At 71.9% G+C, this 19,779-nt stretch carries 18 protein-coding genes; 2 read left to right on the top strand and 16 right to left on the bottom strand.

Features of this window, described 5'->3' with window-relative positions:
- Positions 1 to 234: 234 nt before the first annotated feature.
- The 5 genes from ligA to ACGF1Z_RS24725 all read right to left on the bottom strand — a co-directional run bounded on the left by ligA (position 235) and on the right by ACGF1Z_RS24725 (position 5,264).
- The gene (gene ligA, locus ACGF1Z_RS24745) at positions 235 to 2,412 is read right to left on the bottom strand and encodes an NAD-dependent DNA ligase LigA (protein WP_393007462.1); all 2,178 of its coding nucleotides are present in this window, start codon (positions 2,410 to 2,412) and stop codon (positions 235 to 237) included.
- Positions 2,413 to 2,444: 32 nt separating this feature from the next.
- The gene (locus tag ACGF1Z_RS24740; protein WP_393007460.1) at positions 2,445 to 3,476 is read right to left on the bottom strand and encodes a methionine synthase; all 1,032 of its coding nucleotides are present in this window, start codon (positions 3,474 to 3,476) and stop codon (positions 2,445 to 2,447) included.
- Positions 3,477 to 3,566: 90 nt separating this feature from the next.
- On the bottom strand, positions 3,567 to 4,265 hold the full coding sequence (locus ACGF1Z_RS24735) for an SDR family oxidoreductase (protein WP_393007458.1): 699 nt from the start codon (positions 4,263 to 4,265) through the stop codon (positions 3,567 to 3,569).
- Between the two features lie 11 nt (positions 4,266 to 4,276).
- The gene (locus tag ACGF1Z_RS24730) at positions 4,277 to 4,621 is read right to left on the bottom strand and encodes a hypothetical protein (protein ID WP_393007456.1); all 345 of its coding nucleotides are present in this window, start codon (positions 4,619 to 4,621) and stop codon (positions 4,277 to 4,279) included.
- A gap of 109 nt (positions 4,622 to 4,730) precedes the next feature.
- Positions 4,731 to 5,264, bottom strand: coding sequence for a TIGR00730 family Rossman fold protein (locus ACGF1Z_RS24725; RefSeq protein ID WP_393007454.1), 534 nt, complete (start codon positions 5,262 to 5,264; stop codon positions 4,731 to 4,733).
- A gap of 99 nt (positions 5,265 to 5,363) precedes the next feature.
- Here ACGF1Z_RS24725 and ACGF1Z_RS24720 point away from each other — a divergent pair, with 99 nt between their 5' ends.
- Positions 5,364 to 5,960 (top strand): alpha/beta fold hydrolase, encoded by a 597-nt coding sequence (locus tag ACGF1Z_RS24720; RefSeq protein ID WP_393007452.1) that lies wholly within the window; start codon positions 5,364 to 5,366, stop codon positions 5,958 to 5,960.
- A gap of 4 nt (positions 5,961 to 5,964) precedes the next feature.
- Here the strand turns inward: ACGF1Z_RS24720 and mnmA are convergent, their stop codons facing one another.
- Positions 5,965 to 7,125 (bottom strand): tRNA 2-thiouridine(34) synthase MnmA, encoded by a 1,161-nt coding sequence (mnmA, locus tag ACGF1Z_RS24715; RefSeq protein ID WP_393007450.1) that lies wholly within the window; start codon positions 7,123 to 7,125, stop codon positions 5,965 to 5,967.
- A gap of 61 nt (positions 7,126 to 7,186) precedes the next feature.
- Between mnmA and ACGF1Z_RS24710 the strand changes: the two genes are divergently transcribed.
- Entirely contained in the window at positions 7,187 to 7,951 is a 765-nt protein-coding gene (locus tag ACGF1Z_RS24710) for an N-acetylmuramoyl-L-alanine amidase (RefSeq protein ID WP_393007448.1), read from the top strand.
- Positions 7,952 to 8,299: 348 nt separating this feature from the next.
- On the opposite strand, the gene ACGF1Z_RS24705 is transcribed toward ACGF1Z_RS24710, so the two are convergent.
- From ACGF1Z_RS24705 to ACGF1Z_RS24660, 10 genes are all read right to left on the bottom strand, one after another.
- The gene (locus ACGF1Z_RS24705) at positions 8,300 to 9,463 is read right to left on the bottom strand and encodes a cysteine desulfurase family protein (protein ID WP_393007446.1); all 1,164 of its coding nucleotides are present in this window, start codon (positions 9,461 to 9,463) and stop codon (positions 8,300 to 8,302) included.
- 243 nt (positions 9,464 to 9,706) lie between these two features.
- A complete protein-coding gene (locus tag ACGF1Z_RS24700; protein ID WP_393007444.1) occupies positions 9,707 to 10,549 on the bottom strand; it encodes a thioesterase family protein in 843 nt (280 codons plus the stop codon).
- A gap of 19 nt (positions 10,550 to 10,568) precedes the next feature.
- Entirely contained in the window at positions 10,569 to 11,249 is a 681-nt protein-coding gene (locus ACGF1Z_RS24695; protein ID WP_393007442.1) for a trimeric intracellular cation channel family protein, read from the bottom strand.
- 123 nt (positions 11,250 to 11,372) lie between these two features.
- The gene (locus ACGF1Z_RS24690) at positions 11,373 to 12,617 is read right to left on the bottom strand and encodes an ABC transporter ATP-binding protein (RefSeq protein WP_393007850.1); all 1,245 of its coding nucleotides are present in this window, start codon (positions 12,615 to 12,617) and stop codon (positions 11,373 to 11,375) included.
- A gap of 8 nt (positions 12,618 to 12,625) precedes the next feature.
- Entirely contained in the window at positions 12,626 to 13,732 is a 1,107-nt protein-coding gene (locus ACGF1Z_RS24685) for an ABC transporter ATP-binding protein (protein ID WP_393007440.1), read from the bottom strand.
- Positions 13,729 to 14,727, bottom strand: a complete 999-nt coding sequence (locus tag ACGF1Z_RS24680) for an ABC transporter permease (protein WP_393007438.1) — start codon at positions 14,725 to 14,727, stop codon at positions 13,729 to 13,731. Before ACGF1Z_RS24680 ends, ACGF1Z_RS24685 begins: the two co-directional genes overlap by 4 nt.
- 123 nt (positions 14,728 to 14,850) lie before the next feature.
- A complete protein-coding gene (locus ACGF1Z_RS24675; protein ID WP_393007436.1) occupies positions 14,851 to 16,623 on the bottom strand; it encodes an ABC transporter substrate-binding protein in 1,773 nt (590 codons plus the stop codon).
- A 111-nt stretch (positions 16,624 to 16,734) separates the two neighbouring features.
- Complete coding sequence (locus ACGF1Z_RS24670) at positions 16,735 to 17,736, bottom strand: ABC transporter permease (RefSeq protein WP_393007434.1); 1,002 nt, start codon at positions 17,734 to 17,736, stop codon at positions 16,735 to 16,737.
- 335 nt (positions 17,737 to 18,071) lie between these two features.
- The gene (locus tag ACGF1Z_RS24665; RefSeq protein ID WP_393007432.1) at positions 18,072 to 18,863 is read right to left on the bottom strand and encodes an enhanced serine sensitivity protein SseB C-terminal domain-containing protein; all 792 of its coding nucleotides are present in this window, start codon (positions 18,861 to 18,863) and stop codon (positions 18,072 to 18,074) included.
- 108 nt (positions 18,864 to 18,971) lie between these two features.
- Complete coding sequence (locus tag ACGF1Z_RS24660; RefSeq protein ID WP_393007430.1) at positions 18,972 to 19,709, bottom strand: enhanced serine sensitivity protein SseB; 738 nt, start codon at positions 19,707 to 19,709, stop codon at positions 18,972 to 18,974.
- Positions 19,710 to 19,779: the final 70 nt, after the last annotated feature.

The following is a 19,779-nucleotide window of genomic DNA, read 5'->3' as shown; positions in this document are numbered from 1 at the left end:
CCGGCGACATGTCACTGGGCCGTCGTCCCGCCGCGTGCCGTACCGCGTGTCCTGCCTCCTGCTCGCGCCGGCAGGACCCTCACGCGGCCGTGCGCGGCGGACGCACGGTCACCACACTAGGCCGCGGAGGGCTCCGACGGGCAGCGCTCTCCATCTCTTGCCCGAATGCGACCCGGCCACCCGTAACGATCTGGTATGCGCCGAACGGGTGAGCCTCCGCGGCCCGGTGGCGGCCTAGCCCTCGGCCGGGAGAGCCGCCTCCCGCGCGGCTTCGGGCCCTTGTTCGAGCAGGATGACGAAGCCTTCCTCGTTCAGAACCGGAACCTTCAGCTGCATCGCCTTGTCGTACTTGGAACCCGGGTTGTCCCCGACGACGACGAAGGCCGTCTTCTTCGAAACGGAACCGGCGACCTTCGCACCGACGGCTTGCAGCGACTCTTTTGCGCCATCCCTGGTGAAGTTCTGCAGGGTGCCCGTGACGACCACGGTCAGGCCGTCCAGCGGACGCGGACCCTGGTCCTCGCCGGCGCCCTCGTCCTCGAAGCTCACCCCGGCTGCCCGCCACTTGCGCACGATCTCCCGGTGCCACTCCTCGGCGAACCACTGCTTCACGGCGGCGGCGATGATCCCGCCGACGCCGTCGACGGCCGCCAGCTCCTCCTCGGTGGCCTGCTCGATGCGGTCGAGGGAGCGGAACTGCCGGGCGAGGGCCTCGGCCGCGACCGGGCCGACGTGGCGGATGGACAGGCCGTTGAGGAAGCGGGCGAGCGGGCGGGTCTTCGCGGCCTCGATGTTCGCCAGCATCGCCAGCGCGTTCTTCTTCGGCTCGCCCTTCTGGTTGGCGAAGACGGTGACGACCTTCTCCTCGCCCGTCTTCGGGTCCCGCTTGGGCAGTCCGCTGTCCGGGTCGCGGACGTACGCCTTGATCGGCAGCAGCTGCTCGATCGTCAGGTCGAACAGGTCGCCCTCGTCGGCCAGCGGCGGCGCGGCGGGCTCCAGGGGGCGGGTGAGCGCGGCCGCCGCGACCACGCCGAAGTTCTCGATGTCCAGGCACTGCCGGCCGGCCAGGAAGAACAGCCGCTCGCGCAGCTGGGCGGGGCACGACCGCGCGTTGGGGCAGCGCAGGTCGATGTCGCCCTCCTTCATCGGCTTCAGCGGCGTGCCGCACTCCGGGCACTCGGCCGGCATCACGAACTCGCGCTCGGTGCCGTCGCGCAGGTCCGCGACCGGGCCGAGGATCTCCGGGATCACGTCACCGGCCTTGCGCAGCACGACCGTGTCGCCGATCAGCACGCCCTTGGCCTTCACCACCTCCTGGTTGTGCAGGGTGGCGAACTCGACCTCGGACCCGGCCACGGTCACGGGCTCCACCTGCGCGTACGGCGTGACGCGCCCGGTGCGGCCGACGCCGACCTTGATGTCGACCAGCTTGGTGTTGACCTCCTCCGGCGCGTACTTCCAGGCGATCGCCCAGCGCGGGGCGCGTGCCGTGGAGCCCAGCCGCCCCTGGAGCGCGATCTCGTCGAGCTTGACGACGACGCCGTCGATCTCGTGCTCCACCGAGTGCCGGTTCTCACCGAAGTACGCGATGAACGCGCGGACCTCGTCGAGGGATCCGACGACCTTGTTGTGTCGGGCGGTCGGCAGACCCCACTCGTGGAGCAGGTCGTACGCCTCGGAGAGCCGGGTGATGTCGAAGCCCTCGCGGGCGCCGATGCCGTGCACGACCATGTGCAGCGGCCGGCTCGCCGTGACCTTCGGGTCCTTCTGGCGCAGCGAACCCGCCGCCGCGTTGCGCGGGTTGGCGAAGGGCTTGTCGCCGGCCTCGACCAGGCGCGCGTTGAGCCCCTCGAAGCCCTCCATCGGGAAGTAGACCTCGCCGCGGATCTCGACGAGGTCCGGGATGCGGTCGCCGTGCAGCCGTTCGGGGATGTCGGCGATCGTCCGCACGTTCGGCGTGATGTCCTCGCCGGTGCGGCCGTCGCCGCGGGTCGCCGCCCGGGTGAGCCGCCCGTGCTCGTACGTGAGGTTGACCGCGAGGCCGTCGACCTTGAGCTCGCACAGGTAGTGGTGGTCGGGGGTGCCGGCGTCCCGTGCGACGCGCTCGGCCCAGGCGGCCAGCTCCGCGTCGTCGAACGCGTTGTCCAGCGACATCATGCGCTCGCGGTGCTCGACCGAGGCGAAGTCCGTCTCGTAGGTCCCGGCCACCTTCTGGGTCGGCGAGTCCGGCGTGCGCAGCTCCGGGTACTGCTCCTCCAGGGCCTCCAGGGACCGCAGGAGCGTGTCGAACTCCGCGTCGCTGACGACCGGCTGGTCCTTCACGTAGTACCGGAAGCGGTGCTCCTCGACCTGCTCCGCCAGCTCGGCGTGCTTCTCCCGCGCCTCGGCGGGGGCCCCCTGTTCGACTGCCACCGTTTCTCGTCCTCCCGATGCCTGAAACCCGGTCACTCTGGGTTGTCCGCGAGCGATCTCGCCGCCCGGGCGCAGTGTGCGAGCGCCTGGCGGGCGTACGCCGGCGAGGCACCCGCGAGGCCGCAGGCCGGGGTGACCACCACGGACTCCGCGAGGGTCCCCGGATTCAGCCCCAGCCTGCGCCACAGCGTCCTGACACCCATGACGCTACCTCCCGGGTCCGACAATGCCCCCGAGGCCGGGTCCGTGGACGGCACCACACCGGCGAAGAGCTTGGTCCCGGCCTCCACGGCCTCCCCGATCGCCTCCTCGTCACGCTCGGTGAGCAGGGAGAAGTCGAACGACACACCGGCCACGCCGGCCCTCCGCAGCAGGGCGAACGGCACGCCGGGCGCGCAGGAGTGCACGATGACGGGCCCGTCGTGCACCTCGGTCAGCTCGCGCAGGGCGCTCTCCACGACCTGCCGGTCGACGGCGCGGTGGGTGCGGTAGCCGCTGGCGGTACGGACCCGGCCGAGCAGGACGGAGGTCAGCGAGGGCTCGTCCAGCTGGAGCACGATCCGGGCGCCGGGGACCCGCCTGCGCACCTCCGCGAGATGTCCGCGCAGGCCCTCGGCGAGCGAGCCCGTCAGGTCGCGGCAGGCCCCGGGGTCGCCGAGCGCGGCCTCTCCGCCGCGCCGCTCCAGGGCGGCGGCCAGCGTCCACGGCCCCACCACCTGCACCTTGAGCGGACCCTCGTACCCCTGGGTGAACTCCTCCAGGGCGTCCAGGTCCTCGCCCAGCCAGGACACCGCCCGCCGGGTGTCCCGCCCCGGCCGGTCGCTGATCCGCCAGCCGCTGGGCTCCACGTGCGCGTACAGCTCGACGAGCATGCCGGCGGTCCGGCCGATCATGTCGGCGCCGGGCCCCCGCGCGGGCAGTTCCGCGAGGAAGGGGAAGTCCTCGAAGGATCCGGTCACGGTCTTCGCGGCCTCGCGGGCGTCCCCGCCGGGGAGGGATCCGACGCCGGTGGCCGGACCCCAGGGGAACAGGGTCTTCTCGCTCTTGTCGCTCTCGTCGCTCACCCGGGAAGCCTACGTGCCACGGCCTCCCCCGTGGCGCGCGTGACCGGGCTGTCGGTGGCCCGTGCCGGCTCCGCCCCCGTCATCGTGTCGTCAGCGTCCCGGCCGCACGGTCAGGTCGTTGACCTCGGCGTCGCGCGGCAGGTCGATCGCCATGACGATCGTGGTGGCCACCGACTCGGGGTCGATCCACTTCGCGGGGTCGTACTCCTTGCCCTCCTGCTGGTGCACCTTCGCCTGCATGGGGCTGGCGGTCCGGCCCGGATAGACGGACGTGACCCGCACGCCGTGGGCGTGCTCCTCGTGGCGCAGGGAGTCGGCGAGCGCCTTCAGGCCGTGCTTGGAGGCGGCGTACGCGCCCCATTCGGCGTGCGCGTTGAGCCCGGCGCCCGAGTTCACGAACACGACGTGCCCCTGGGAGACCCGCAGTTGGGGCAGGAGGTGGCGGGTCAGCTCGGCGGGCGCGACCAGATTGACGTTGAGCTGGTGGTGCCAGGTCTTGGGGGTGAGGTCGCCCACCGCGCCGAGGTCGACGACGCCGGCGATGTGCAGCAGGGTGTCGACCCGCTCGGGCATGCTCTGGTGCGAGAACGCCCAGGAGAGCCGGTCCGGGTCGGCGAGGTCGCCGACGAGCGTCCGCGCCCCGGGGAACTCCGCCGCCAGCTCCTTCGCCCGCCCCGCGTCCCGCGCGTGCAGCACGAGCTCGTCCCCGCGCGCGTGCAGCCGCCGCGCGACGGCGGCGCCGATGCCGGAACCGGCTCCGGTGATCACATGAGTAGCCATGGGGCCCATGTTCTCAGCTGTCAGGGCGCGGGCGTGGCGGCCGACCAGAAGTCGGAGCGGACGTTCGGCGTGGGGATCTTGCCGAGGGGATGGGCGGGGCCGTTCGGCCTGGTGGTCGACTCGGCGACCTCGGACTCGTCGACGCAGGGGGTGGTGACGTCGAAGAACACCTGCCCCTTGTAGCCGACCTCCACGGTGAGATCGAACCGGTCGGGTGTGCGCGCGAAGACGGACGGCATCTCCCGCGACGGATTCGTGCCGGTGATCTCGTAGCCGGACTTCCGCCAGGACCGCTCGATCACGCCGAGGAAGCTGCCCCACCGCTGCTCGGAGACGATCGTGGTGACGGTGCGCCGCCGGGTCACCGTGCAGCTTCCGCTCGTGGTCGTGTCGTGGTCCCACCGGACCGCCGGCACGACCGCACCGAGCATCTCCGGCGCTCAGGTCGCGCTCCCCACCCCACCGTTCGCGAACTCAACTCAGGGACGACTCCAGATACGCGAGCGCCGCCGCGCCGTCCTCCGCGAAGTGGACGAGTTCGCCGAGCGGGCGGGGCAGGAAGCCCTCCTCCTCCATGCGGCGGAACTGGGTCTTGAGGCCGTCGTAGAAGCCGGCCGTGTTGAGCAGGACGACCGGCTTGGTGTGCTTGCCGTGCTTCTTCAGCTCCAGGATCTCGGTGGCCTCGTCCAGGGTGCCGGTGCCGCCGACCATGATCACGATCGCGTCGGACTTGGCGAGGAGCAGGGCCTTGCGCTGGGCGAGGTCCGTGGCGACCACCATCTCGTCCGCGCCCGGGCGGGCCTTGGCGGCGAGGAAGTCCACCGAGACGCCGACCAGGCGTCCGCCGGTCTCCGCGACCCCGTCCGCGACGACCTTCATCAGACCGGTGTCCGAGCCGCCCCAGACCAGCGTGTGACCGGCCTTGCCGAGGCGGTTCGCGAAGTCACGGGCGGGGACCGTGTAGCGGTCGTCGAGGTCGGCGGCGGAGAGGAAGACGCAGATGTTCATGGGGCCCACGGTAGGGCCTGGCAGCGGCGGCCGGATCTCCCCGGAAAACTTTCCGGCCGCGAGCGATGAGTTCCGGGAGCGACTCCGGTCTGCCCTTCCATGGACGAGGTGAACACCATGCCGTGCCGGGCCAAGGGCCTGGTCAGGGCACAGGACGGGACGCGGATCGCCTACGAGCGATACGGCGAGGGGCCGCCGGTCATCCTGGTGGGCGGGGCCGCGGGCACGGCGGAGGGCGAGCGGGCGCTCGCCGGACTGCTCGGCCGGCGCTTCTCGGTCGTCGCGTACGGCCGGCGGTCCGCAGCGGACTCCGTGGAGCGGGAGATCGCCGATCTGGCGGCGCTCGTGAACGCGGTGGGGGGCGCGAGCGGCAGGACGGCGGTGCACGGGACGGCGTCCGGCGGGGCGCTCGCGCTGGCCGCGGCGGCGGCCGGGGTGCCGGTCGGGCCGGTGTCGGTCTACGAGCCGACGTGCGGCGCCGGGCAGGCCGACGGGCTCGGCCGGGTGCACGCGCGCGTGCTGGTCGTCGACGGCGGCGCGAGCCCCGCCCGGACGCGGCGGGCGGCCCGCAGGATCGCGGCGGCCGTTCCCCGGGGCCGCCACCGCACCCTCACCGGTCAGACGCACGAGGTGGCCCCGCACGTCCTGGCTCCGGTCCTCGCGGACTTCTACGGGGAGGACCGGGCCGGGGAGTGAGGACTCACTCCCCGCCTCGGGCGCCGGCCGCGGCCGGCGCCGCCCTGCGTACCGTCGTCGCGATCGTGGCCGAGCCGACCACGCGCGTGCCGTCGTACAGCACGATCGCCTGGCCCGGAGCGACCCCGCGCACCGGCTCGTCGAAGGTGACGGTCAGCTCGCCGTCCTCCATGGCCGCGCTCACCGGCGTCTCGCCGCCGTGGGCGCGGAGCTGCGCCGTGTAGCGGCCCGGCCCCTCGGGGGCGGCGCCGCACCAGCGGGGCTTGATCGCGGTGAGCGCGGTGACGTCCAGGGACTCGGCGGGGCCGACGGTGACCGTGTTGTTCACCGGGGAGATGTCCAGGACGTAGCGGGGCTTGCCGTCCGGCGCCGGGTGCCCGATGCGCAGGCCCTTGCGCTGGCCGATGGTGAAGCCGTACGCGCCCTCGTGGCTGCCCAGCTTCGTGCCGGACTCGTCGACGATGTCGCCCTCCGCCGTGCCCAGGCGGGCGGCCAGGAAGCCCTGGGTGTCGCCGTCGGCGATGAAGCAGATGTCGTGGCTGTCCGGCTTCTTGGCGACCGCGAGGCCGCGCCGCTCCGCCTCCGCGCGGATCTCGTCCTTGGTGGTGAGGGTGTCGCCGAGCGGGAACATGGCGTGCGCCAGCTGCTTCTCGTCGAGGACGCCGAGGACGTACGACTGGTCCTTGGCCATGTCGGAGGCGCGGTGCAGTTCGCGGGTGCCGTCCTCCGTGAGGACGACGGTCGCGTAGTGACCGGTGCAGACGGCGTCGAAGCCGAGCGCGAGCGCCTTGTCGAGAAGGGCCGCGAACTTGATCTTCTCGTTGCAGCGCAGGCACGGGTTGGGCGTGCGGCCCGCCTCGTACTCGGCGACGAAGTCCTCCACGACGTCCTCGCGGAAGCGCTCGGCCAGGTCCCACACGTAGAACGGGATGCCGATGACGTCGGCGGCCCGGCGGGCGTCGCGCGAGTCCTCGATGGTGCAACAGCCCCGCGCGCCGGTCCGGAAGGACTGCGGGTTCGCGGAGAGGGCCAGGTGCACGCCGGTCACGTCGTGGCCGGCCTCGGCGGCGCGGGCGGCGGCGACGGCGGAGTCCACTCCGCCGGACATGGCGGCGAGTACCCGGAGGGGGCGGGGATCGGGGCGCTGCGGCGAGGTCTGAGTCATAGCCCTACCAGGGTACGGGGCACGGGGAACCGCGGTCGCCCGAGTAAGCGTTCTCGATCACATGGGGAGCAAGGGACAGGGCAGCGGCGCGGCCCGGGGCGGAAGCAAGAGCAGGGCCGGCGCCGGCGGCAAGGGCGGGAGCGGGGGCGGAGGCGGGAGCAAGGGCGCGACCGCGGGTGAGGGCGGGGGCGGGAAGGGGCCGGGGCGGCGGGCGGTGCTCCTCGGCGGAGCCGTCGCCGTCGCGGGCACGGTCGTCTTCGCCCGGGACGAACTGGCGCGCCTCTACTGGCGCCTGCCGGGGATGGAGAAGAAGCGGGTCGAGGGCGAGCTCGACCACAAGGGCGCCGAGTGGGCGGCGGCCTCGCGGGCGAACTGGCGGCGCGCGGACCGGCCGGACGACTACGTGATCGACCGGGTCGTGATCCATGTGGTCCAGGGCAGCTACGCGTCGGCCCTGAAGGTCTTCAAGGACCCGGGGCACGGCGCCGCCGCGCACTACGTCGTCCGCAAGGACGGGCACGTCGCGCAGATGATCCGCGAGCTCGACGTGGCCTTCCACGCCGGGAACCGGGACATGAACGAGCGCAGCATCGGCATCGAGCACGAGGGCTTCGTCGACCGCCCGCAGGACTTCACGCCGGCGATGTACGCGGCCTCGGCGCGGCTCACGGCCGACATCTGCGCGCGCTACGGGATCCCCGTGGACCGGGAGCACGTCATCGGGCACGTGGAGGTGCCGGGCACGGATCACACGGACCCGGGGCCGCACTGGGACTGGAAGCGCTACCTCGCCCTCGTACGGCGGGAACGCACCCGGCTCGGCTGACCCCGGCGGGCGGAGACGGAACAGCGGAAACCAAAGGGCGGAGAGGGCCGGCGGAGATGGCCTGGCGGCGCCTCACCGGCGACGACGGACCAGCCGAGACCGCCCGGCGGATACCGCCCAGCCGAGACGACCCGGCCGATACCGCCCAGCCGAGACGGCCCGGCGGTCGAAGCCTGCCGCTAGGAACGGAGACCTTCCCGGTGGTCCGGCCCGGTCGGCAGGGCCGCCCCGTCGGCACGGCGCTCGCGACGCCCCCCGAGCCCGGGCACCCGGCCCGGGGCTCCGGCGGAGACGTCCCCCTGGAGGGGCCGGAGGCCGAGACGGCCCGGCGGTGGAACGGGCGCGGCCTCAGCTCAGGCCGGCCGCCCGCGCCCGTTCCACCGCCGGGCCGATGGCCTCGGCGACCGCCGCCACGTCCTCCTTGGTGGAGGTGTGGCCGAGGGAGAAGCGCAGGGTCCCGCGGGCCAGGTCCGGATCGGTGCCGGTGGCGAGCAGGACGTGGCTGGGCTGGGCGATGCCCGCGGTGCAGGCGGAGCCCGTGGAGCACTCGATGCCGGCCGCGTCGAGGAGCAGCAGCAGGGAGTCGCCCTCGCAGCCGGGGAAGGTGAAGTGGGCGTTGGCGGGGAGCCGGTCGACCGGGTCACCGCCGAGGATCACCTCGGGGACGGCGGCGCGGACGACGCCGACGAGCTCGTCGCGCAGGGCGCCGACGGTGCGGGCGAACTCCTCGCGGCCCTCCGCCGCGAGCCGGCCGGCCACGGCGAAGGCGGCGACGGCCGGCACGTCGAGGGTGCCGGAACGCACGTGCCGCTCCTGGCCGCCGCCGTGCAGGACGGGCACGGGGGTGTACTCGCGGCCGAGGAGGAGGGCGCCGATGCCGTAGGGGCCGCCGATCTTGTGCCCGGAGACGGTCATGGCGGCCAGTCCGGAGGCGGCGAAGTCGACCGGAACCTGACCGAAGGCCTGGACCGCGTCCGCGTGCAGCGGGATGTCGAACTCGGCCGCGACGTCGGCGAGTGCACGGATCGGCATGACGGTGCCGATCTCGTTGTTGGCCCACATCACGGTGGCGAGGGCGACAGATGCGGGGTCACGGGCGACGGCCTCGCGCAGGGCGTCGGGGTGGACCCGGCCGTAGGAGTCGACGGGCAGGTACTCGACGGTCGCGCCCTCGTGGGTGGCGAGCCAGTCGACGGCGTCGAGGACGGCGTGGTGCTCGACGGGGCTGGCGAGGACGCGGGTACGGCGCGGGTCGGTTGCGCGGCGGGCCCAGTACAGGCCCTTCACCGCCAGGTTGTCGGCCTCGGTGCCGCCGGAGGTGAGGACCACCTCGCTGGGGCGGGCTCCGAGCGCGCCCGCGAGGGTCTCCCGGGCCTCCTCGACGGTCCGCCGGGCACGGCGGCCCGCGGCGTGCAGCGAGGAGGCGTTGCCCGTGACGGCGAGGTGGGCGGTCATCGCCTCGATCGCCTCGGGGAGCATGGGCGTGGTCGCCGCGTGGTCGAGGTAAGCCATGGTGGGCACGATTCTACGAGGCGGCCCCGGCGCGGCCGTCGTCTGGCCTGTTTACGCCGCGAACGGCACCGGTCCCCCGCCGTGACGCCTCCGGGCGTGCCGGAGGCGGAGCGCGCCCCGGCGCCCGGTGGCGGCGGGCGGTAGCGGTAGCCGGTGCCGTCGGCCGCCTCAAAGCCGCCGGCGCCCCGCACCGCCCGGCGCGCGGGCGGCGCCCCGGGCGAAACGGGAGGGAGCAGCGGCGCGTCAGGCGCGCGGTGCGCGGGCCAGCTGGCGGGACTGGGCGACCAGGCGGTCGGCGGAGTCCCAGACCTCGGCGTCCTCCTCCAGGAAGCCGCCCGCGAGGTTGCGGGTGGTGATGGCGACGCGCAGCGGGCCGGGGGCCGGGCGGCAGCGGACGTGGGTGGTGAGTTCGACCGTGGGCGTCCAGCCCTTGAGGCCCAGCTCGAAGGAGGTCGGCGGCAGGGCGTCGACCGTGAGGAGCAGGGAGAGCGGGTCAGGGTCACGGCCGTCGGCCAGGCCGAACCAGCCGCGCATCTCGCCCTTGCCCGACGGGGCGCCGATCGCCCAGCCGACGGTGGCCGGGTCGAGGCGGATGTCGAGCCGCTCGGTGATCGCCGAGGAGCCGGGGATCGCCGGGGCGGGGCCGTCGGAGGCGCCGAAGCACTGGTCCATGGGCGCGATGGCGGGCGGGGTCGCGGTGGTGCGGACCTCGTCCGGGAGGGCGTCCAGGTCGCCGTACGAGGCGAGTACGCGGATGCGCTCGACCTCGGTGCCGTCCTCCGCGAACTGGATCAGGGAGGCCTGGCCCGTGGAGAGGGTGCGGCCGGTGCGGACCGTCTCCGTGCGGATGACCGCCGGGCCGGGCACGGAGGGCGTGAGGTAGTGCGCCGAGATCGTGAAGGGGTCCGGGTGCGGCAGGTGGTCGCCGAGCGCGCGGCCGAGCAGGGCGAGGAGATAGCCGCCGTTCACGGCGTGGATGATCGTCCAGCCCGCGGAGAGTTCGGCGTCGTAGACGCCGGGCGCGCGAAGGGTCACGGCGGTGTCGCGGTCGAACTCGCTCACCGTGTCGATGCTGCTCGTGCTCATGGCCGCGACGGTACAGGATTTAGCTACTGAGCGGTAGCTTTTCTGGTTCCTCGCGGGCGGAGGAGCGCCGGTTCCAGGCGCGCGGGGCCCGCCAGTGGAAGCGCATCGCGAGGAGGCGCAGGACGAAGGCCGTCGCGACGGCGGTGCCGCTGGTGTACGCGTTCAGCACGTCGAAGCGGATGCAGAGCACGACCATCGTCGCGCCCACCATGGCCGGCACGGCGTAGAGGTCACGGTCCCAGCGCAGCAGCGACGGCACCTCGTTCGCCAGGACGTCGCGCAGCACACCGCCCCCGACGGCCGTGGCCAGTCCGAGCGCCGCGGAGGAGGTCAGGCCCAGGCCGTAGTCGTACGCCTTGGTCGTGCCGGTGACGCAGAACAGCCCGAGGCCCGCCGCGTCGAAGACGTTGACCGCGTTCTGGGTGCGTTCGACCTGCGGGTGCAGGAAGAAGACGAGCACCGTGGCGACCAGCGGCATCAGGAAGTAGCCGAGATCCGCGAAGGCGGCGGGCGGGACGGCGCCGATGATCAGATCCCGCAGGAGCCCCCCGCCGAGCGCCGTGACCTCGGCGAGGACCGCGATGCCGAAGACGTCGAAGTTCTTGCGGACGGCGAGGAGCGCGCCGGAGATCGCGAAGACGAAGATGCCGACGAGGTCGAGGGCGTGTTGGACGGAGGGATTGAACAGATCGTGGAGCACCGCACCATTGTCCCGGTCCCGTGGGCGGGCTCTTCCCCGCGGCGGTCACAGCCGCCCGTGGCCGTCCCGCCGCGAAACGCGTGAGGCCCCCGCTGCCCTGGGCAGCGGGGGCCTCACCTGCGTTCACGCCTCCGGCGACTTCTCCGGCTCGCCCGGAGCCTCCGCCCCGGCGGGCCCGGCGGCCTCGGCTTCCGCGGCGTCCGCCCCGGCGGCGCCGGCGACCGACGCCTCCGCGCCGGTCTCCGCCTCCGCCTCGGCCGGGGTCTCCACCCCGGCCTTCGCCGTCGTCACCTCAGCCTTCTCCGGCTTCGGCTCCGTCGGCGCCTTCGTGATCGTGACCTCGACCGACTCCCGCGCCGCCGGGACCGTCAGGCCCTCGGCGTTCTCCGGGTGGTGGCAGGCCACCCGCTGGCCCGGGCGGAGCTCCAGGAGCGGGGGCTCCTGGGTCTTGCAGACCTCCGTGGCCTTCCAGCAGCGCGTGTGGAAGCGGCAGCCCGGGGGCGGGGCGATCGGCGACGGGACGTCACCGGTCAGCAGGATGCGGTCGTTCTTCGCACCCCGGCGCCGGGGGTCCGGGATCGGGACCGCGGACATCAGGGCCCGGGTGTACGGGTGCATCGGGGCCTCGTACAGGGACTTGCGGTCGGCGAGCTCGACGACCTTGCCCAGGTACATCACCGCGATGCGGTCCGAGACGTGGCGGATCACGGAGAGGTCGTGGGCGATGATCACGTACGTGAGGCCCAGCTCGTCCTGGAGGTCGTCCAGCAGGTTGACCACCTGCGCCTGGATGGAGACGTCCAGGGCCGAGACCGGCTCGTCCGCGACGACCAGCTTCGGCTTCAGGGCCAGGGCGCGCGCGATGCCGATGCGCTGGCGCTGACCGCCGGAGAACTCGTGCGGGTAGCGGTTGTAGTGCTCGGGGTTGAGGCCGACCAGGCCCAGCAGGCGCTGGACCTCCTTCTTCACGCCGCCCTCGGGCTCGACGCCCTGCAGCTTGAAGGGGGCCGAGACGATCGAACCGACCGTGTGGCGCGGGTTGAGCGAGCCGTACGGGTCCTGGAAGATCATCTGGATGTCGCGGCGCAGCGGACGCATCTTCGCCACGCCGAGGTGGGAGATGTCCGTGCCCTCGAACTCGATCCGTCCGCCCGTGGGTTCCAGCAGGCGGGTGATCAGGCGGCCCATCGTCGACTTGCCGCAGCCGGACTCGCCGACGACGCCGAGGGTCTCACCGGGGTAGACCTCGAAGTCGATGCCGTCGACCGCCTTCACGGCGCCGGTCTGACGCTGCAGCAGGCCCTTCTTGATGGGGAAGTGCTTCTGCAGGCCGGTGACCTTGAGCAGGGGCTCCGGCGAGGATTCCATGGTGTCGGTCACAGCTTCGGCGCAATCTCTTCGGTCCAGATCCGGGTCCGCTCCTCGGGCGCCATGTGGCAGGCCGAGAAGTGGCGGCTGCCGGTCTCGGTCAGCTCGGGGCGCACGGTCCGGGTGATCCCGCCCTTGGGAACGTCCGCGTACGGGCAGCGCGGGTTGAAGGCGCAGCCGCTCGGGATGTTGATGAGGCTGGGCGGGTTGCCCTTGACCGGGATGAGCCGGTCGGTCTGCTCGCGGTCGATGCGCGGCATCGAGCCGAGCAGTCCCCAGGTGTAGGGGTGCTGGGGCTCGTAGAAGACGTCCTCGGCCGAGCCGCGCTCCACGCACCGCCCGCCGTACATGACGAGGATGTCGTCGGCGATCTCGGCGACGACGCCGAGGTCGTGGGTGATGATGATGACCGCGGAGCCGAACTCCTTCTGCAGGTCCCGGATCAGGTCGAGGATCTGGGCCTGGACGGTCACGTCGAGCGCGGTGGTGGGCTCGTCCGCGATGAGCAGCTCGGGGTTGTTGACGAGCGCCATCGCGATCATCGCGCGCTGGCGCATGCCGCCGGAGAACTCGTGCGGGTAGTTGTCGAACCGCTTGGCCGGCTCGGGGATGCCCACGCGGTCGAGGAGTTCGACGGCCCGCTTGCGGGCGGTCTTCTTGTCGACCCGGTTGTGGACCCGGTAGGCCTCCACGATCTGGTGGCCGACCGTGTAGTAGGGGTGCATCGCGGACAGCGGGTCCTGGAAGATCATCGCCATCTCGCGGCCGCGCATGCGGCGCACCTCTTCGGGGTCCGCGGTGAGCATCTCCCGGCCGTTGAGCCAGATCTCGCCGGAGATGCGGGCCTTCTGCCGGCCGTACTGGCCGACGGTGTGCAGGCCCATGATGCCGAGCGAGGTGACCGACTTGCCGGAGCCGGACTCGCCCACGATGCCGAGGGTCCTGCCCTTCTCCAGCTGGAAGGTGAGGCCGTCGACCGACTTCACCAGACCGTCGTCGGTCGGGAAGTGGATCTTGAGGTCGCGGACGTCGAGGAAGGCGTCCGAAGGGGCGTCCTTGCCGGACGCGACCGGCTCGCCGAGGGCGGCGCCCGTCTTCGTCAGCTTGTCGGTCATGCGAGCCTCACTCGGGGGTCGATCACGGCGTACAGGAGGTCCACCACGAGGTTCGCGATGACCACGCAGGACGCCGTCACGAGGGTGACCGCCAGGATCAGCGGCAGGTCGCGCTCGCTCACGCCCTTGATGGCGAGGCCGCCGAGGCCGTGGAGGCTGAACGCGGTCTCCGTCAGGATCGCGCCGCCGATGAGGGCGCCGAGGTCCATGCCGAAGATGGTCAGGATGGGGGTCATGGTGGAGCGCATGGCGTGCTTGCCGAGCACCACCGGCTCCGGCAGGCCCTTGGCCCGCGCGGTGCGGATGTAGTCCTCGCCGAGGACCTCCAGCATGGTGGCGCGGGTGAGCCGCGCGTACATCGCCGCGTAGAGGAAGGCGAGGGTGACCCAGGGCAGCAGCATGCCGCCGAACCAGCCGCCGAAGGACTCGCTGATCGGCACGTAGGAGGCGTTGAGCCAGCCCAGCTGCGTGCGGAAGACGAGCATCGCCAGCATGGCGGTGAAGAAGATGGGGAGCGAGACGCCCGCGAGCGCGGTGATCATCGCGGCCCGGTCGATGATCGTGCCCCGCTTGAGCGCGGACAGCACACCGGTGGAGACGCCCATGACCAGCCACAGCACCGCGGCGCCGAGCACCATGGAGAGCGTGACGGGGAAGGCGTCGACCAGCATCGACCAGACGTCCTGCTCGGTGCGGAACGAGTAGCCGAGGCACGGGGCCGCGCAGTGGATGGTCTCGCCGCCGCCCGTGTAGTCACGGCCGACGAAGATTCCGGAGACGAAGTGCCAGAACTGCACCAGGATCGGCTCGTCCAGGCCCAGCTTCTGACGGATGCCCTCAATGGAAGCCGGATCCGCCTGCTTGCCGACGAACATCGCGGCAGGGTCACTGCCGGTCATCTTGGGGATGAGGAAGAAGATGCTGAGCGTCACCAGCGTGACGACGAGCAGCATCATGACGACGGCGAAGAGCCGTCGGATTATGTATGCAAGCATGCGGTCGGCCGGTCGGCGGCCGGGGGACCCGATCGGATCCCCCGGCCGCCGCGCACGGCCCTCACCTGCCCTTCGGACCTAGCGGCGGGTGCGCCGTTGGAGCGAGTTGGTTTCTGACTCGGCTTACTTGACGACGCCGAGCGACGCGTAGTCGTAGCGGCCGTTGTAGGCGTCGGCCGTGTAGACGTTCGTCAGTCGCGAGCTGCGCCAGATGATGTTCTTCTCGTGGGTGAAGGGCAGGTAGACCGCGGCCTCCGAGACCTTCGTGTTGATCTGCTTGTAGAGCTCGCCGGCCTTGTTCGGGTCGGTCTCCTTCAGCGCCTGGTCGAACAGGCCGTTGACGGCCGGGTCGTTCAGCTCGGAGAAGTTGTTGTTACCGCTCTGCAGGATGAAGCGACCGTCCACGAGCGGCTGCAGGAAGCCCTGGCCCGACGGGAAGTCGGCGCCCCAGCCCATGATGATGATGCCGTAGCCCTTGTCCTTGACGACCTTCGGCGAACCGATGATGCCGGAGGTCTGGGCGCCGTCGAACTGGTCGATCTGGGCGTCGATGCCGACGGCCTTCAGCGACTGCTGCAGGGACTCGGCGGTGGCGATCTCGATCTTCTTGTTGTTGCGGACCGCGATCGTGGTCTTGAAGCCGTTCGGCTTACCGCACTTCTTCAGCGCCTCCTTCGCCTTGGCGATGTCCGGGGCGCCACCGAGCTTGCCGTACGGGTCGGCCTTCGGGTCGGCACCCTTGATCGCCGGCGGCAGCATGTTGGAGGCGATGTCGCCACCGGCCTGCGGGCCACCACGCGCGGTCTGGAGGGACTTGGAGTCGGCCGCGTAGATGATCGCCTTGCGGCACTCGATGTTGGGGATCACCGTCTGCGGGAACACCGCGTACCGGATGAAGCCGGTCTGCGGGTTGTCCACGTTGCCCTTGTGCTGCTGGAGCACCTTCTGGCGGGCGGAGGCGCCGACACCGGTCGCGTTGATGTCGAGGTCGTACTCGCCCTCGACCAGGCGGTTGTCCATGTCGTCGGCGTTCGTGGTGAACGTGACGGAGATGGTGTCCGGCAGGGCCTTGCGGACGTTGTCCGTCTTCGGGTCCCACTTGTCGTTGCGGACCAGCTTCATCGACTTGTTCGGCGTGTACGACTGCCACTTGTACGGGCCGGAGGAGAAGACGTTCAGGCCGTACTTGGCCTTGGTGTCCTTGTCCTGGCGGACCGGGGAGGCGGCCGGCATGGCCAGCATCTGCAGGAAGTCACCGTTGGCGACCGGCAGCTTGAAGACGATGGTCTTGTCGTCCGGGGTCTCGATCGCCTTCAGGCCGAGCTTGTCCGCGGAGGTGTCCTTGTACGGGCCCGGGTACGTCTTCTTCGGGTCCAGGACCTGCTGCAGGTAGATCGGGCCGCCGGAGATGATGTCCTGGGCCCAGACGCGCTCGATGCCGTACTTGATGTCCTTGGAGGTGATCGGCTTGCCGTCCTCCCAGGTGACCCCGTCCTTCAGCGTGAACGTGTAGGTCAGGCCGTCGGCCGAGACCTTGCCGGCGTCGGTGGCGAGGTCGGGGACCAGCTCGGTGGAGGCGGCGCCCGGCTCGGCCTTGAAGGTGACCAGCTGACGCGTGAAGTAGCGCTGGAAGTCCCAGACGAAGCCGTAGTAGCCGCGCTGCGGGTCCCAGTTGTCGGCCTCCTGCGAGCCGATGAACTTCAGCTCGCCGCCCTTCTTGTCGGAGGGGCTGGCGACCTGGTTGACACCGGCGTTGAAGCCGGGCGCGCCGTCCTTGCCCTTGGCGCCGTCGTTGCCGCCGTTGCCGCCGCCACAGGCGGTGGTGACGACCATCGTGGCCGCGGCGAGCAGCGCGCCCGCGGCGATTCTGCGCCTCTGGGAGCTGTTCAGAGTCATGGTCGAGCAACCTCCGAAGTAGTGGCGGCCGTTGTCACGGTGGTCCGCCGTTGGGGGATGTGCCTCCTGTCGACAGCGGCAGGGGCTGGTCTTGCGGTGAACGGCGTACGGTCAGCGGGAGCTCTTGGGGTCGAGCGCGTCACGCACGCCGTCGCCGAAGAGGTTGAACGCGAGCACGGTGATGAAGATGGCGAGGCCGGGGATCACCATGAACAGGGGGTCCGACTCGTAGGTCGTGATGGCCGTCGAGAGCATCTGGCCCCAGGAGGCCGTGGGCGGCTTCACCCCGGCGCCGAGGAAGCTGAGCGCCGCTTCGGTGAGGATGTTGGTGGGGATCATCAGCGTCGCGTAGACGGTGATCGGGGCGATCAGGTTCGGCAGCAGCTCGCGGCGCAGGATGTAGAACCGGCCGGCGCCGAGGCTCTGCGCGGCCTCCACGTACTCGCGGTTGCGCAGGCTGAGGGTCTGGCCGCGGACGATGCGGCCGACGTAGGGCCAGCCGAAGAAGCCGATCACGAGGACCAGCGCGGCGATGCGGACGCCCGAGCCGTCGAGACCGAGCAGCTCGTTGGGCAGCACCGAGACCAGGGCGATGGTGAAGAGCAGCTGCGGGAAGGCGAGCATCACGTCCATGACCCGGCTGAGGGCCGCGTCGATCCAGCCGCCGAAGTACCCGGCGATGATGCCGAGGACGGTGCCCAGGGCCACCGCGAAGAGGGCGGCGAGGAAGGCGACGAGCAGCGAGATGCGGGCGCCGTAGACGATGCGGCTGAAGACGTCGCGGCCGTTGACCGGCTCGACCCCGAAGAGGAAGTCGGAGCTGGCGCCGCCCCAGGAGCCGATCGGGGTGCCGAAGAGCGGGTCGATCTGGTCCTCGTGGAACTCGTCCGGCGGGTGGCCGAGGAGACCGACGATGAGGGGGGCGAAGAGCGCGACCAGGATCAGGAAGACGACGACGAACGCGCCGGCGAGGGCGAGCTTGTCACGCTTGAGCCTGGCCCACGCGATCTGCCAGGGGGAACGGCCCTCGATCGCCTTTCCGGGCGCGTCGGGCACGGCGTCGACGGCGGCGGCGTGTTCGGCCGCACTCGTCTCGTGCAGTGGTGCCGTCATCGTGGTGAGGACCCCTCTCGGCCGCCGGGTCGGCCGGCCCTTGCCCGCCGCGGATAGCGGCTCGGTGGAACAACTGCTGGCACCGGCCCTGAGGGGCCGAACGCCTGGTGTTCCGGGGAGTCTTCAATGGGCTCGCGATCACCCGCCAGACCCCGCGGGGAATGTTTGCTCAAACGTGATGCGGTGCGCGGTCTTCCGTTATCCGGACGTCGGGAGAGCGTGAGCGGACCATCTCGGCCGCTATTCGACCAGAACGGACATCCGACCCAACTCCTGTCGTGCAGGAGTGAATTGGGGTGACGGGAGGGGGGACAGGGGTGACGGATCCGGGCGTATCAGTACGTGCGGGGCGCGGCCGGCGGATAGCCGTAGCCGGCAGCGGGCGGGGCCGCGGGCGCGGCGTGCGCGTCACGGTCGTAGAAGGGGCGGGCGTGCGCCTGCAGCCACATCGCGACCGGGTCGTACGTGTCGGACATCGCGACCGTGGAGACGGGCAGGCCGTCGGGGACGGCGGTGACGGTGCGGTGCATCATCGCCCGGACGGTCTCGACGGAGGTCGGCGAGGAGTCGTACAGGTCGAGGCCGATGGCCAGGTACGGGGAGCCGAGCGCGGGCTGCACCCAGGCGCGCCGCAGCGAGCGGACGGCCGGGGTGCGGTGGGCGTTCTGCGTGAGCAGGGCGTAGAACTGCGGGATCTCGACGGCGGGCTCGGAGAGCCGCAGGGGTCCGGCGGGCATCCGGCCCAGGCCGGTCGCGATGCGGCGCAGATCGGCCCAGGGGATGCCGACGCCGCCGCCGGGGGCGTGCGGATTGAGCCAGATGCCCCAGCGGTCGGGGTAGAGGGCGCGGGCGATGTCCAGGCCGGAGACGACCTCGTGGGCACGGTTCCAGCCGGAGGCGGAGAGCTCCTGGGCGGAGGTCACGCACGGGGCGTAGCCGTGGCCGTCGACCTCCATGTTCCCGTACTGGGCGTCGGGCGATCCGGGGCCGCCCTGCCACAGGAGCATCCAGACCTCGCCTCCGGTGAGGGCGTGCAGCAGCTCCTCGTAGGCGTCGTGGCGCCCGGGCGCCACCTGGCGCAGCGTGTGCTCGACCGTTCCGGCCGCAGCGGTGCCTGACGCGCTCACCGTGGGTCCCGCCCCTCTTTCGTCACGCGGACTGGATGGCTTGTGCCGGAAGGCCTGCAGGAGGGCCGTCGCGGCTTCTGAATCAGTTCAGCTTAAACAGGGGGACCGTCACACGGCGGCGCGCTGGAAGAAGGGGCGCACCTTCTCCAGCATCCAGTCGGCCACGGGGTCCTGCGCCACGTCGAGCAGGATGAGGTTGACCGGCCAGGCGACCTCGACCCGGCCGAGGGCCCGGCCGAGGGCGTCGAGCGGGACGTTGCGGTCGACGTCGGGGCCGGTGAGCTGGACGCCGACGAACAGGGCGGGTTCGGTGCCCTCGACGCTGGCCAGGGTGCGGCGGGCGGTGGCGATCACGCCGGCCGCCTCGAACTCGGCGGAGGCGGCGGCGAGGAAGTCGACCGGGTCGTCCTGCCAGTCGGGCTCGAAGAGGCGGACGCGGCCGCCGCCGGCGGGCCCGTCGAGAGCGGTGCGGCCGGACCGGCAGAGCTCGGCGACGGCGGGCGGGGGCAGCGGGACGCCGACGGTGCCGCCGGGGTTCACGGCGATGCCGAGCTGCGGGGGCAGGCCGCGGGCGAAGTCGCGGGCGGGGGCGACGGTGTAGGACATGTGCTCGCCGGCGATGGCGAGGAACTGCTGCTCGGAGCTGAAGACGGGCACATAGGGCGAGCCGTCGATCTCCAGGGTGGGCAGGTCGAGCTCGGCGCTGTCGGGCCCGCCGCCGTTGGGCAGCGGCACCCAGACGGGGCTGCGGCCGAGGACCTCGACGAGCCGGCCGCCGGCGGAGGGGTTGCCGAGCGAGGCGGCCAGTACTTCCTCGAGCTCGTTGCCCGGCCACGTCACGTTCACGGTTCTTCGTCCCCTTCCCGGCACTCGGTGCGGTCAGCACCTTAACGGCGGCTCGACGCCTCCGTGACCG

This window comes from Streptomyces sp. NPDC048018 (assembly GCF_043202995.1).
Taxonomy (GTDB): Bacteria; Actinomycetota; Actinomycetes; order Streptomycetales; family Streptomycetaceae; genus Streptomyces.
Note: the sequence above shows the minus strand (reverse complement) of the source record. Positions and strands in the feature narration are given on the sequence as shown.

Bases quoted from the DNA above. Each gene is read 5' to 3' on its own strand.
- ACGF1Z_RS24670 (WP_393007434.1), bottom strand. From the start codon at position 17,736: ATGACGGCACCACTGCACGAGACGAGTGCGGCCGAACACGCCGCCGCC.
- ACGF1Z_RS24725 (WP_393007454.1), bottom strand. From the start codon at position 5,264: ATGAACATCTGCGTCTTCCTCTCCGCCGCCGACCTCGACGACCGCTAC.
- ACGF1Z_RS24680 (WP_393007438.1), bottom strand. From the start codon at position 14,727: ATGCTTGCATACATAATCCGACGGCTCTTCGCCGTCGTCATGATGCTG.
- ACGF1Z_RS24720 (WP_393007452.1), top strand. From the start codon at position 5,364: ATGGACGAGGTGAACACCATGCCGTGCCGGGCCAAGGGCCTGGTCAGG.
- ACGF1Z_RS24685 (WP_393007440.1), bottom strand. From the start codon at position 13,732: ATGACCGACAAGCTGACGAAGACGGGCGCCGCCCTCGGCGAGCCGGTC.
- ACGF1Z_RS24710 (WP_393007448.1), top strand. From the start codon at position 7,187: ATGGGGAGCAAGGGACAGGGCAGCGGCGCGGCCCGGGGCGGAAGCAAG.
- ACGF1Z_RS24735 (WP_393007458.1), bottom strand. From the start codon at position 4,265: ATGGGCCCCATGGCTACTCATGTGATCACCGGAGCCGGTTCCGGCATC.
- mnmA (WP_393007450.1), bottom strand. From the start codon at position 7,125: ATGACTCAGACCTCGCCGCAGCGCCCCGATCCCCGCCCCCTCCGGGTA.
- ACGF1Z_RS24705 (WP_393007446.1), bottom strand. From the start codon at position 9,463: ATGGCTTACCTCGACCACGCGGCGACCACGCCCATGCTCCCCGAGGCG.
- ACGF1Z_RS24675 (WP_393007436.1), bottom strand. From the start codon at position 16,623: ATGACTCTGAACAGCTCCCAGAGGCGCAGAATCGCCGCGGGCGCGCTG.
- ACGF1Z_RS24700 (WP_393007444.1), bottom strand. From the start codon at position 10,549: ATGAGCACGAGCAGCATCGACACGGTGAGCGAGTTCGACCGCGACACC.
- ACGF1Z_RS24690 (WP_393007850.1), bottom strand. From the start codon at position 12,617: ATGGAATCCTCGCCGGAGCCCCTGCTCAAGGTCACCGGCCTGCAGAAG.